The following is a 12,713-nucleotide window of genomic DNA, read 5'->3' on the forward strand; positions in this document are numbered from 1 at the left end:
GGCCCGCTCCCGCGGCCTCACCGACCCTACCGACGAACAGGAGGACACCACCACTCCAGCACTGACCGCCTGACCCAACAGGATCACGCGGCAATCACCCCCATACACCACACATTTGGACTTGACCGTCCAGTTTCGGCGCTGTTACGGCGGTTACGGGCATCGCGGTACTGTTGGCCTGGGTTCCGCTGCGGCAACTGCCGGGCCTGGGCACGGTGAGCAATGTCGTGGTGATAGCCGTGTCGGTCGATGCCGGGCTGGCGTGGCTGCCGTCGTGGGACGCGCCGGCGGTGCGGGTCGGCGCCATGGGTGCGGCGGTCGTGCTGAACGCGGTGGCGAGTGTGTTGTACATCGGCGCGGGTATGGGTCCAGGTCCGCGGGATGGCCTGATGACTGGACTGGTTCGGCGCACCGGTCGATCGGTGTGGGTGGTGCGTACGGCGATCGAGGTGGTGGTGTTGGTGACGGGCTTCATCCTCGGCGGCAGCGTCGGTATCGGAACACTGGTGTACGCCTTCGGGATCGGTCCGCTGATCCACCTGATGATCCCTGCGGTGAACCGATTCTTGCCGGGATTCGTGAAGCCGACGCCTGTCGTCGGTGAGGCGGCGGAGGTTCCGGCTGCGTAGCCGGGCAGCCCGACCTCGGTGTGGCATTCGGTCCACCCCTCGCCGTGCGCTAAGGATTCAACTTCGCCACAGCAAGCTCACCCACGCCGCGGAGGCCGGTGCCTCCACCCCGGTGCTGATGGCGTTGTCCGGGCATGCGTCGGTGCGCAGCCCGGCGACGTACACCCGGGTCTCGGCCGAGGCGCTGGGACGGTGGCAGGCCTCGACAGATCCGACTGTCGCCTGCCAGGCTGAAGGGACCACCGGTTTGCGATGAGTATGGGAACGGGGTGGTTCCGGTCGCGGGGCCTGATGTTGATGGTGGCCGAGTATGGGTGGTTGGTCGATCCCGGGCTGGGTGTCAGGGGTGTGGCCAGTCGGTGTCGGGTCCGCCGGGCGGGCAGTACCAGCGTCCGTCGGGAAGGCAGGCTGTTCGCGGCGCCGCACCCTACGGCGACATCGTCGTACTCGTCACCGTTGCGCACACCGACCCCCGGATGCTGCCAGCGGCGCCGTGACGAGCGGCCGCGACAGTGGCGACACCACCGACAGGCCTTTCGCCGACAACGAGATCACGATCTCACGGCCGACTGGAACGACTGTTCGGACTTCTCATCAGTCACAACTGCATCCATCGTCCTCAGGAGTTACACCCGAGAACTACAGACCCGATTACGGGGTGAGTACCGGTTTCAGGTCGGTGTCGGCCGGGGGACGGAGCCGGCGCAGTGTGCCGTCGAATCCGGTCACGTACAGGGCCCAGTGGTCACCGTCGGGGGCGATCCGTACCGAGCTGGGGCCGTCCCATCCTGCTGGTAGTCCGGTATCGATCGTGCACATGGTTGCGGTGTCGGGGTCGACCCGGTAGATGAGGCCGGCCAGGTGCGCGGCGGCGTAGAGGTCGCCTGAGCGTGACATGGTCAGGTCGTCGAGGCCTGGCGGTCCGCCAGGGATTGTCGCGGCGACGGTCCATCGGTCGGGTGAGGCGAGGGGGATGTGGATGATCTGGCCGGTGAAAAGGTCGTCGGTGTAGACGAATTGGTGGTCGGGGCTCAGGGCCAGCCCTTCCGACCGTGGGACCGGTGACCAGTTCGGCTCCACGGTGGCGGTGTCGTGGTGGTAGCGCGAGACACCTGTGTCGGGGACGCCGATGTCGGTGCCGACCCATGTGGTGAGGATGTCGCCGTCGGGCAGGCGCAGCAACCCGTTCGGGACGGTCATCGTGGCGAGTGTGGTGATGTGACCGGTGGGGATGTCGTACCGGGAGACCGCGCCGTCGCGGCCGGTTGCCAGGTAGAGGTCGGTGCCGTCGACCTGCAGGCCGCGCGGCACCGGCAGGTCATCGAGGACCGTGCGGACCTGTCCGGCCTCGTCGATGTGGTAGAGGCGTGATTCGCCGGAGACGTAGAAGCCGCGGTGACCGTCGGGTGCCAGGTTTTCCAGTTGTTGCAGGCCTGAGGCGACGGTATCGGCTTGCCACCCACCACAGTTCGAGGCCGGCACGGCCTGTGCTGCAGGGGCCGTCGAGCAGAGGCCCGCAACGATCGCGGCAGCTGCGCACATGTTTCGTAGTTTGTTTCTCCCCACCTTCGTCATCGGCTCAACCTACGCCAGGCCGGTTCTGGTGAGCGAGTCGCCGCGTCCAGGTCGATCCGGGGGGGCACTCACCGGCTGGCGGGACGTCTCCGGTGACGATGACGAGCTCATGGACGTGTTGTCTCCGGTGAGGTGTTCGGCGTAAACCTCTGCGGGGCTTCGGTAGCCGTGCCGCCGGTCTGTCCGAGGAAACGCCGCACATGCTGCTGCGGCATTCCAAGGCCCCTGGCGATTCCACCGATCGACTCACCAGCCCGCCACCGTCTCCACAACTTGTCCCGACGAGTCCTCACGGCCACACGGCGGGCGACACTGTCGCGGGCGTTCTGATCATCGAGTCCATACCAAGGCGCAAGAGTGCACCGTCCGCGAACGAGGCCCGCTGTGAACTGGGGACTGTCATCGTCGGGACGGGCCTCAGCAGCGTGGCTGGTGTGCCCGCGGCGCCGTCGAGTCCACGCTGGCCGAAATAGCTTCTCGGCGTTTGTGATTTGCGATTAAGGTCGAGCCTCATGAGCGATCACTGTTTGTTCTGCGGCATGGTTGCCGGTACGGTTCCGTGTGCTCGGGTTGCCGAGGACGACAGAACCCTCGCTTTCATGGATATCAACCCGGCGTCGGACGGGCATCTTCTGGTCATCCCCAAACGGCACAGCAGAGACCTTCTAGAGATCCCCCCTGAGGATCTGGCTGCGGTGACATTGGCCACGCAGAGGATCGCCAGGGCTGCGGCGGAGGTGCTGGACGTCGACGGTTTGAATCTGTTGAATTGTTGCGGTGCTGATGCGTGGCAGACGGTGTTCCACTTCCATCTGCACCTCGTACCCCGGTATCTCGACAAGTCCAGGGACCGGCTGGTTCTCCCATGGCAGCCCGGAGTCCGGGGTGACGCCGACGCGATCAACGCCAGCGCAGCCAAGCTCAGTGCGGTTCTGGATTGAGATTCGGGGCACTGCAAATTGTGAGCGACATACGGCTGTGAGACGCCAGGGAATTGCGGTCCCGAACTGGCAGGTCGTGCCTTTGATCACATGACACGCTGCGCCCTGCTCGGGCAGGGCGCAGCGCATGTTCGTCTGTACGCCTATGCGCGGTGACCTGACTACCGCAGCATTCCTTCAGGTTCACCTCGCGCACCGCGTCCACCGGCGGGTTGCATCCACTGGCGGGCTGGTTGTTCACGGTGGTGTCGGGCGGGCGGCCCGTGACCCACTTATTGGGTGAAACGCACTGCACCGCGTGGCCATGTCGCCGTGTGGCTGAAATTTCCCGGAAAGAAGCTGGGGATTCAACGCAGCCGGCAGCACGTTCTTTCCACCCAATTCTGCCGATGGCGGGGGCGACGACGCTCTGCCCGGGGCTGAACATGCAGTGGCCGGCGGTGAGCGCTACCGCGTTGCCCGCCGCGTCGTGTCCGGCCGCGGTGATCACGTTAGGGTCTTCGGTCACGTGCCGAGGAATAGTCGCGATCGACTCGGGTAGTGCGGGAGACAAACGCGTCCGAACAGGAGGATCACGATGGGTAAAGAGAAGGAAACCGGGCAGATCACGGGCACCTTGGACAAGGACTACAACCTGGTCTGGTACACCGAACAGTGCATGAGCAACGCGCTGCGGATGGAGGTCTACAGTCGCGATGCCGAACGAGCCGGCGATGCCGAACTCGCCGACTTCTTCCGGCGCGCACAGGCCGAGAGCCGCAAGGGTGCGGATATGGGCAAAGAGCTCCTGGCGCAGCGACTCGCGGGAGCGGGCGCGCACTGAGGCGCTGCCGGTAGCAGTGCGGGGGAATCGGTGTCGTGGCCCGGGTGATCTCGTGGGTGAGCACCGGCCGCGAACGCCGCAGCCGGGCGCACGAAGGTGCGGGAGAGCGCCGTCGTGCTGCCCGGACCCGTCGTTCTCGGGACCGGCCGGAGCCGGGTCGTCGGATCCTGCCGGTTGAGCGATCGGGATATCAAGAGCTGGAACGATTTTCACTCGGTGTCGCGGGCGGAGTGCTCGCTCGCCGATGTTCGCCGCATGGCGCTGTCGATAGCCACGCGACCGTTTGTCGCCGTATCGGGCGGGTATCGGCTCGGTGACCGAGCGGTTCGGCGTACAGCGGCAGGAGGTCGGGAGAATGACGGACGGACGGGCAGGCCGGCCGGGCAATGGCGGCGAAACTCACCAGGAGGCGATCATCCCGGAGGAGGAAGTGCCGGTGCGCCCGGTCGGCAAGCCGGTGCTGAACCATCGGCGTACCGCTTCGCCTCGTCGTACACACTGCGCGGTCCGACGGGATTGACGTTGCCCCAATATGTCTCGCGCTGCGGATGTTCGGCCGGGTCACCATAGACCTCGCTGCTCGAGGCCAGCAGCAGCCGCGCTCCGCGACGATCCGCCAGGTCGAGCGCCGCCGCGGTGCCGTCCGCACCGGCCCGCAGCGTCTGCACTCCGAGGCCTTGGTGACCGCCTATCACCGCGACCGCGGGACCGATGTGGCGATCGCCCGCATCTTCAATACCTACGGGCCGGGCATGCGTGCCGACGACGGCCGGATGGTCCCAGCCTTCATCGAGCAGGCTGGCCGGGGAACCGCTCACCATCGCCGGCGACGGTGAACAGACGCGCTCGATCGCGCTGGCGGAGTCCGGCCATCGAGGTCCGGTGAACATCGGCAATCCGCAGGAGATGACGGTCAACGAGATCGTGGCGCTGATTCAGCGGCTCGGTGGCGGTCACTCGCCGATCCGATCGGTCGACATGCCGCTCGACGATCCGCGACGGCGGTGTCCCGATCGGTTCGGCCCGTGCGTTGCTCGGCTGGGACCCCACCGTCTCGCCGGAGGAGGGTTTGCGCTGGACACTGGCCTGGTTCGCGCAGCGGCGGGCGCGGACGCGGTTTATCCCATCACAGGCCGGGTAGTTCGCCGCCACAAGCCTTGCGACACCTGTGGGAGGTGTTCGATGCGCGTTCTGGGAATCAATGCGATATTTCATGATTCGGCGGCGGCATTGGTCGTGGACGGCCAAATAGTCATTGGTCGTGGACGGCCAAATAGTCGCGGCCGCCGAGGAGGAACGGTTCACCACGCCGCCGTGCTGACGCTGGACGGCCGTGGTGAGTCCATGTCGATGCTCGCGGGCGAGTATCGCAACGGCAAGCTGGATATTCTTGCGACGCAAGAGCTTCCGCATTCGCCGGGCCTGATGTACGAGGTGCGACCGGCTCGATCGTTCGACTTCTGAACCGGTTCGTGGTCGTCATGCCCGCGCGGAAGCGATGCAAACCGAGTGAATCGCAAACATTCGTGGCACGGCTCCGGCCGGCCATGGCGCTGTTCGAGAGCGCGGGATCCACCGGCGGTAACGCGGATCGGAGGAAGCGTGAAGATTGCGATGGTGTCCGAGCACGCCAGCCCCTTGGCTCCCCTGGGTGGTGTGGACGCGGGCGGGCAGAACGTGCATGTGGCCGAGCTCGCCGCGGGACTGGTCCGGTTGGGGCACGACGTGCGGGTCTACACCCGCCGGGACGACCCCGATATTCCCACCGAGGTGCTGGTGGGGGCGGGATACCGCGTGATCCGCGTGCCGGCCGGCCCGCCGCGGCACATCCCGAAGGACGATATCCTGCCGTTCCTCACCGAGTTCGCGGCATTCCTGCGACAGCGGTGGAGTGCCGAGACGCCGGATGTCGTGCACGCCCACTTCTGGATGTCGGGTATCGCCGCCGAACGCGCCGCGCGCGATCTCGCCGTCCCGGTGGTGATGACCTTCCACGCCTTGGGCACCGTGAAGCGGCGCTATCAAGGGCTCGCCGACACCAGCCCGCGCTCCCGCATCCAGTCGGAGCGCCGGGTGGCCGCCGGAGCGACACATATCGTGGCGACCTGTTCCGACGAGGTCCGGGAGCTGGGCAAGATGGGTGTGCCGCGCGAGCGGACGTCGGTGGTGCCCTGCGGTGTGGACCTGTCGCTGTTCACTCCCGACGGTCCCGCCGAGGAACCCGATCTCCCGCGGCGGATCGTCTCGGTCGGGCGCATGGTGCCGAGGAAGGGATTCGACACCGCGATCGCGGCATTGTCGGAGGTTCCCGATACCGAATTGGTGATCGCGGGTGGCTCGGACAGTGCCGAGGATGCGGCCGAGCAGGCGCGATTGCGTGCCGTCGCCGCGGAATACGGTGTGGCGCACCGGGTCCGGCTGCGCGGGCCGGTGCCGCGCGCGCAGATGCCGGTGCTGATGCGCTCGGCCGACGCTGTGGTGTGCACGCCGTGGTACGAGCCGTTCGGCATCGTGGCGCTCGAAGCGATGTCGTGCGCGAAGCCCGTGGTCGCCACGGCGGTCGGCGGAATGCTCGACACCGTCCTCGACGGCGTGACCGGACGCCTGGTCCCCTCGCGTGACCCCGTGGCTCTGGCCGAGGTCCTGTCCGGCTTGCTCGATACCCGCCAGGCGCGTCGAGCGATGGGGGAGGCGGGTCTGCAACGAGCCCGCGGACGTTATTCATGGGATCGGATCTCCAGAGATACCTCGGCGGCCTATCGACGGACCGCCGCCACGGCCGCCGCGGGCGACGTCGCGTCGTCCGCTCGCTGACATCAGGAGGAACTCGCGGACGAATCAACCGATTCGCCCCCTGGCAATGGAACTCGGCCGCTGGGCAATGTCATCATCACCGGTGGTGCGTCCGGCCTGGGCGCGGCGACGGTGAACGCGGTCCGCGCCGCCGGTGGCGTTCCGCTGGTCATCGATCGCGACCGCCCCGACATCGAAGTCGATTGGGAGCAAGCAGATCTCGCCGATTCGGCCGCGGCCGAGGAGGCGACGCGAGCCCTCGCCGACCGGGCCGGGGGCCGCATCGACGGGGTGTTCACCGCCGCCGGCATCGACGCCTGCGGCCCACTGGAGAAGGTCGACGCGGCCGCCTGGGAGCGAGTGGTGCGAGTGAATCTGCTCGGTACGGCGGCGGTGATCCGCGCCGCGCCGCCGGCGCTGCGCGCGTCGCGTGGACACGTCGTGACCTGTGCCTCGACCTTGGGTATGCGGGCGCTGCCCGATGCCACGGCGTATTGCGCGTCGAATTTCGGGGTCGTGGGATTCACCCGGGCACTGGCCGGCGAGATCGGCCTGACGCTGTTGATTCCAGGCGGGATGGACACGCACTTCTTCGACGACCGCCCGGAGCAGCACGTCCCCGGGCCCGACGTGCGGCTCGAACGCCCCGAAAACGTCGCCGACGCAGTCGTTTTCGCCCTTACCCGGCCCGCCGGATCAAAGGTGCGGGAAATGCTGGTCTGTGCTTCCATCGAATCGTCGTGGCCATGACCGCTGCCGCCGTACCGGTTCTGGATTCGCTGCGCGTGCTGGTGTGGCATGTGCACGGGTCGTGGATGACCTCCTTCGTCCACGGGCGTCATCGTTATCTGGTTCCGTCCGATCCCCAGCGGGGGCAGTGGGCCCTGGGCCGGTGCGGCCGTCCCTGGCCCGATGCCGCCGTGGAGGTCGCGCCGACCGACCTGGCCGACGAGCCGGTCGACGTCGTGGTCCTGCAGCGCCCGGAGGAATTCGACCTGGTGCGCGACTGGCTCGGCCGGGTGCCCGGCCCGGAGGTGCCGGTGATCTACGTCGAGCACAACACCCCACGCGAGCATGCGGCCACCAGCCGGCATCCGATGGCCGACCGCAGCGACGTGACACTCGTCCACGTCACCGGATTCAACCGGCTGATGTGGGACAACGGGCGCTGCCGGACGGAGGTGATCCCGCACGGCGTCGTCGATCCGGGATATCGGTACACCGGGGAACTAGAGCGCGTGGTCTGGCCCGCCTGGACAGTGCGGGCGATGTACTGCTGACGTGGCCGGCCGAGCGGGCGGTCGCCGCGCAGTTGCTGCCCGGCGTGCGTCGGGTGCTCGAATTCCGTGCCGGCTGGGTCGATTTCGATGCCCCGCCAGTCGATGCCGAATCGATTGCCGAACTGGTGAAGCTCGTCGAGACCCAGCAGCCGGACGAGGTGATCATCTTCACCTCCTTCCATCAGTCGCCGCTGCCGCTGGCGCTCGTGCTGCGAATGGCGGGAGTGGCCCGCATCTCCGCGATCAGTCCCGACTATCCGGGATCGCTGCTCGATGTGCGCCATCACGTGGACGACGATGTGCCCGCGATTCGGGCGCTGTCCCTGCCCGAGGCGGCGGGCTATCCGTCGTTGGGGCACCGGCTGCGGGTGCGCACCGATCTGCCGGATGTCTCCGCGTCGTCACGGGAAATGCCGAGGAGGCCGCGCTGGCCGCGCAGGTCGCCGCGGCGGCGAGCCTGCCCCGGCGGTCGGTGCTCGTCGGCGTGGTGGGGGCCGCCGCCCGAACCGGCCCATATCGCCCTGTGGGCGGGTCATATCGGCGATCCGCACGCCACCGAACCGGACCCCGGACTGCTGCGGATCGGGACCGATCAGGTCATCGCGGCAGCGACTCGGCAACTGCGATGTTTCGGCTCCGATTCCGGTGGTATCGCCCCGTCGTTCCATTCCCGAACGGACAGTACCGAGAGAGGAGAAACGATGAGCCAGAAGGTGAATCCCATTCAGGTGCACAAGTATCTCTCCGGCGTGGACTATCCGTGTGACCGCCGCGATATCGTGCGCGCGGCGCGGAAAAACGGCGCCGGCGCGGAGATCGTCGACGCGCTCGAGAGCATGCCCGACCGTATGTTCGACGGACCGAACGCGGTGAGCGAGGCCATGTCCTGACCTGAATGCACCTGGGCCGCCCGCACTGCGGGCGGCCCAGGCTGTGTTGATGGGGACGTTCGCTTCAGAACGTGAATTGATCGCCGTACGCGGTGGTTTGGACCAGACCCGTCGGCGTCGACACGGTGGTGGAGACGAACGGGACGGCCGCAACCGGAGACGCGCATTGGGAGACGTTCAACGCGGCGTTGTTGAAGGCGATGTGGTAGGGGAACGTGGTCGTGTTGTCCAGGGTGGCCGTCGCGGTGGTGGCGGTGGTGACCTGACCGGGACCGATGTTGGCGTTCAGATTCTCGGTCAGGCCCAGGGACCCGCCGACGCTCGGTCCGAGGTCGAAACCGGGCGGCGATACTCCGGGCAGCCCCGCACTGCCGGACGTGGTCGGCAGGCTGGGGGTGGTAGGCGTTGTCGTGGGCGGGGTTGTCGTGGTGGGCGTTGTCGTGGTGGTGACCGTCGTGGTGGGAGGGACACTCGTGCGGACGGCCTTGGTCTGGGTGGTCGTCAGGGGAGTGGTCGTGGTGCGGGCGGTCGTGGGGGAGGTGCTGTTACCGCTGGTGGTGGTCGTGGTCGGAGTGGCGCTACCGGTGGTCGCGATGGGGGCGGCGGCGGTCGTCAGGGAAGGTGGCGTGAACGTCGGGGAGATGCTCAGTTGCAACCCTTGGTTGGGCGCGATTCCCACGTTGAAGCCGCCGGCCACGCTGATCCCGCACCCGAGCAGGAATCCCGCGACCGCCTGACCCGAGGTGATCGGACCGCCCTCGGCGTTGACCGAGAAATTCCCGGACAATTGCGCGGCATGCGCGAACGTCATGAGATAGTTCGGGGTTCGGTCACCGGGCGGGTTCACCCCGATGTTGTCCACCGACGCGGTCAGATGGACTCCCGAACCTGTCACGTCGGTGCCGGGTGGCTGGGCGTGACTCGTTTCGCTTCCGCCGGTCCATAAGATCGACGCGACGGCGGTAACCGCGGCGATACCCGTCGCGGCGGCGATGAGAGGACGTCGCATTAGCTGGATCCTGTTCCTCGATGGCACGGCAGCAGACCCCGAACAGCTATCGACTGGCAAGCATAATGCCGGAACCCCCGCGGCCCTCGGATTCGACACGCGCCACGCCGCCTACCTCGAGATTTCAAGCGGGGTAGACATGGATCTCGGTCGCCTTGACTGCGGCCCACACCCGCATACCCGGTTGAATACGCAGGTCGGCCACCGCCGCCGCGGTGATGTCGGCCAGGACAGGTGGAGTTCCGTCGAGGCGGACGCGGGTGAGGTTGGCATGGTGTTCCAGGCCGTCGACGGTCACCGGCCACGTATTGCGCGGGCTGCCGCTGGGTTGCTCGGGGTGCAGGCTCACGGCGGTGGGTGGGAAGGCGAGGAAGACGCGGCCCGTGGTCGGGGCGGCGACGGTGAGGTGCCCGCCGTTGTCGATCTCGACACCGGCGCCGTCGGCGGTGCCGCGAAACAGGTTGAGCCCCATCAGATCTGCGACATAATCCGACCGCGGCCGCCGAGCGACCTCGGCCGGTGCGCCCTGCTGGACGATCGCGCCCTGTTCGAGGATGACGAGCCGGTCCGCCAGCACCATCGCGTCGAGCGGATCGTGGGTGACCACTACGGTATGGCCGCGATAGTCGCGCAGGTGGTGGGCGAGGTCGGCGCGCACCTGCCCCCGGGTCCCGGCGTCGAGCGCGGCCAATGGTTCGTCGAGCAGCAGCAGCTGCGGGTCGGTGGCCAGGGCACGCGCGAGTGCCACCCGCTGCGCCTGTCCGCCGGAGAGTGTGCGCGGTGTGGCCTGCGCGTGCTCGGCGAGACCGACCCGGTCGAGTTGCTCGGCGGCGCGGCCCCGCGCCGGAGCGCGCCGCATGCCGCGGGCCCGCAAGCCGAATGCGACGTTCTCGAGCGCCGAAAGATGCTGAAAAAGTAGGTAATCCTGGAATACGACGCCGACCTGTCGCTGTTCGGCCGGGACGAAAATTCCCGGAGGTTCGTCCCAGACCCGGTCGGCGACGGTGAGGCGTCCACCGGTGAGCGGTTCGAGTCCGGCCAGCGCGCGCAGTGCCGTGGTCTTCCCGGCGCCGTTGGGCCCCAGCAGCGCCACCACCTCGCCGGGTGCGACGGTGAGCGACAGGTCGAGGCGAAAGCGCTCGCGGCGCACCTCGAGTTCGGCCCGCAGCGTCATACCGCTCCTCGAATCCAGCGCTCGCGCAACGACACCAGCACCGCGACCGACACCAGCAGCAGCACCAGGCTGAGCACGATCGCGGCGTCGGGATCGGTTTCCAGCGCGAGATACACCGCCAGCGGCATGGTGGTGGTGCGGCCGGGGAAATTCCCGGCGAAGGTGATGGTCGCGCCGAATTCGCCGAGCGCCCGAGCCCAGCACAGCACGCCACCGGCGGTGACGCCCGGCAGGATCGCGGGCAGGGTGACGCGGCGGAAGGTGTACCAGGGGGTCGCGCCGAGGGTGGCGGCGGCTTCCTCGTAGCGGGTGTCGGTGCTGCGCAGCGCGCCCTCCACCGAGATGACCAGAAACGGCATGGCGACGAACGCCTCGGCCACCACCACGCCCGGCGTCGTGAACGGCAGCGAGACGCCGAACCAGTCGTACAGGTACTGCCCGAGCAGCCCGCGCCGGCCGAACACCAGCAGCAGTGCCACACCTCCGACCACCGGCGGCAGTACCAGCGGCACCGTCACCAGGGCGCGGATCAGTCCTCGGCCCGGGAGGTGCGCCCGCGCCAGCAGCCACGCCAGCGGGATGCCCAACAGCAAGCAGATTACGGTCGCGCAGGTCGCGCAGATCAGCGAAAGCCGCAGGGCGGTACCGACTTCCGCGCTGAACAACCGGTTGGGCAGGCTCGCCCACGGGGTGCGTACCAGCAGACCGATCAGCGGGATCACCAGCAACGCCAGCGCGCCGAGCGCGGGCAGCACCAGCACGACCGGCCGCCGTCCCGATACCGCCCATCGCCGCGTTCCCGGCCTGCTCACGGGGTGTCGAATCCCGCGGCGACGAACACCTTCTTCGCCGGATCGGAGTGCACGTAGTCGACGAAGGCGGCGGCCGCGGCGGCGTGGGGGGCCTTGGCGAGCGGCGCGATCGGATAGGTGTTGATCACCTTCGCCGATTCCGGGAAGTCGATGCCCTGCACCTTGTCGGCGGCCGCTTGTACATCGGTGCGGTAGACCAGTGCGGCGTCGACCTCGTCCAGGGTCACCTTGGTGAGCACCGCCTTGACATCCTGCTCGCGGGTGTCGGGCCGCGGGGTGATTCCGGCGATCTGGAAGACCTTCTCCGCGGCCGCACCGCACGGCACCTGCACCGCGCACAGCGCGATCCGCGGCTGGGGCCTGCCGAAGTCGGTCAGCCCGGTGATCTTGCCCGGATTGCCCTGGGGCACTGCGATTTCCAGCCGATTGCTCACGAACGTCTCCGGTTTCGCGGTGACCTCACCGGCGTCGACCACCTGCTGCATCTCGGCCGGGGCGGCGGAGGCGAAAACATCGGCCGGCGCCCCCTGCTCGATCTGCTCGGCCAGTGCCGAACTGCCGCCGAAACTGTAGACGACCTTCACGCCCGGGTGGGCGGCCTCGAAATCGTGTCCGAGCTTGGTGAAGGTCTCGGTGAGCGAGGCCGCCGCGAAAACGGTGACCGTTCCCGAGAGTTGGCCCGTCGCGGACGTGGTCGCCGCGTCGTCGGAACCGCATCCGGCCAGGCCCACGGTGACGGCCACGACGGCCGCCGCGGCGCCGATGGCGCGCAAGATCTGCATTCTGG

The 12,713-nt window shown here is 68.0% G+C and carries 13 protein-coding genes and 3 pseudogenes; 9 read left to right on the plus strand and 7 right to left on the minus strand.

Translation table 11 applies throughout. The annotated features are described in order from the left end of the window. Window positions 1–131 precede the first annotated feature (131 nt). Window positions 132–629, plus strand: a pseudogene (locus C5E41_RS29500) (YczE/YyaS/YitT family protein); the annotation flags it as partial. Between the two features lie 57 nt (window positions 630–686). Here the strand turns inward: C5E41_RS29500 and C5E41_RS34210 are convergent. Continuing rightward, window positions 687–872 carry a hypothetical protein gene (locus C5E41_RS34210; protein WP_181063479.1) on the minus strand — a complete coding sequence of 62 codons (186 nt, stop codon included), beginning with the start codon at window positions 870–872 and terminating at the stop codon, window positions 687–689. Window positions 873–1,280: 408 nt separating this feature from the next. Beyond that, a complete protein-coding gene (locus C5E41_RS29510) occupies window positions 1,281–2,171 on the minus strand; it encodes an SMP-30/gluconolactonase/LRE family protein (protein WP_258081345.1) in 891 nt (296 codons plus the stop codon). Window positions 2,172–2,716: 545 nt separating this feature from the next. Here C5E41_RS29510 and C5E41_RS29515 point away from each other — a divergent pair. Beyond that, window positions 2,717–3,145, plus strand: a complete 429-nt coding sequence (locus C5E41_RS29515; protein WP_104378996.1) for an HIT family protein — start codon at window positions 2,717–2,719, stop codon at window positions 3,143–3,145. Window positions 3,146–3,722: 577 nt separating this feature from the next. Next, window positions 3,723–3,968: a hypothetical protein gene (locus C5E41_RS29520; RefSeq protein WP_104378997.1), complete on the plus strand. Its 246-nt coding sequence runs from the start codon at window positions 3,723–3,725 to the stop codon at window positions 3,966–3,968. A 467-nt stretch (window positions 3,969–4,435) separates the two neighbouring features. Here C5E41_RS29520 and C5E41_RS35490 read toward each other — a convergent pair. Continuing rightward, window positions 4,436–4,639 (minus strand): annotated as a pseudogene (locus tag C5E41_RS35490) (GDP-mannose 4,6-dehydratase); the annotation flags it as partial. 42 nt (window positions 4,640–4,681) lie between these two features. On the opposite strand from C5E41_RS35490, the gene C5E41_RS35495 reads away from it, so the two are divergent. The 6 genes and pseudogenes from C5E41_RS35495 (at window position 4,682) to C5E41_RS35500 (ending at window position 8,931) form a co-directional block, all read left to right on the plus strand. Next, entirely contained in the window at window positions 4,682–4,804 is a 123-nt protein-coding gene (locus tag C5E41_RS35495; protein WP_258081350.1) for a hypothetical protein, read from the plus strand. A gap of 46 nt (window positions 4,805–4,850) precedes the next feature. Beyond that, complete coding sequence (locus C5E41_RS36320; RefSeq protein WP_146097734.1) at window positions 4,851–5,432, plus strand: hypothetical protein; 582 nt, start codon at window positions 4,851–4,853, stop codon at window positions 5,430–5,432. A gap of 138 nt (window positions 5,433–5,570) precedes the next feature. After that, entirely contained in the window at window positions 5,571–6,782 is a 1,212-nt protein-coding gene (locus tag C5E41_RS29530; RefSeq protein WP_104378998.1) for a glycosyltransferase, read from the plus strand. Window positions 6,783–6,842: 60 nt separating this feature from the next. After that, window positions 6,843–7,511 carry an SDR family oxidoreductase gene (locus C5E41_RS29535; RefSeq protein WP_104378999.1) on the plus strand — a complete coding sequence of 223 codons (669 nt, stop codon included), beginning with the start codon at window positions 6,843–6,845 and terminating at the stop codon, window positions 7,509–7,511. Window positions 7,512–7,552: 41 nt separating this feature from the next. After that, window positions 7,553–8,002 (plus strand): annotated as a pseudogene (locus C5E41_RS34595) (glycosyltransferase family 1 protein); the annotation flags it as partial. A gap of 92 nt (window positions 8,003–8,094) precedes the next feature. Then, the gene (locus tag C5E41_RS35500) at window positions 8,095–8,931 is read left to right on the plus strand and encodes a DUF2795 domain-containing protein (protein ID WP_439956554.1); all 837 of its coding nucleotides are present in this window, start codon (window positions 8,095–8,097) and stop codon (window positions 8,929–8,931) included. A 64-nt stretch (window positions 8,932–8,995) separates the two neighbouring features. Here C5E41_RS35500 and C5E41_RS29550 read toward each other — a convergent pair whose 3' ends face one another. From C5E41_RS29550 to modA, 4 genes are all read right to left on the minus strand, one after another. Then, entirely contained in the window at window positions 8,996–9,940 is a 945-nt protein-coding gene (locus C5E41_RS29550) for an MspA family porin (RefSeq protein ID WP_104379001.1), read from the minus strand. A gap of 124 nt (window positions 9,941–10,064) precedes the next feature. Then, complete coding sequence (locus tag C5E41_RS29555) at window positions 10,065–11,114, minus strand: ABC transporter ATP-binding protein (RefSeq protein ID WP_104379002.1); 1,050 nt, start codon at window positions 11,112–11,114, stop codon at window positions 10,065–10,067. Continuing rightward, entirely contained in the window at window positions 11,111–11,926 is an 816-nt protein-coding gene (gene modB / locus C5E41_RS29560) for a molybdate ABC transporter permease subunit (protein WP_258081346.1), read from the minus strand. The genes C5E41_RS29555 and modB overlap by 4 nt, the downstream gene beginning before the upstream one ends. Next, on the minus strand, window positions 11,923–12,708 hold the full coding sequence (gene modA, locus C5E41_RS29565) for a molybdate ABC transporter substrate-binding protein (protein WP_104379003.1): 786 nt from the start codon (window positions 12,706–12,708) through the stop codon (window positions 11,923–11,925). Before modA ends, modB begins: the two co-directional genes overlap by 4 nt. Between the last annotated feature and the right edge of the window lie 5 nt (window positions 12,709–12,713).

The organism is Nocardia nova, assembly GCF_002933465.1.
Lineage (GTDB): Bacteria > Actinomycetota > Actinomycetes > Mycobacteriales > Mycobacteriaceae > Nocardia > Nocardia nova_B.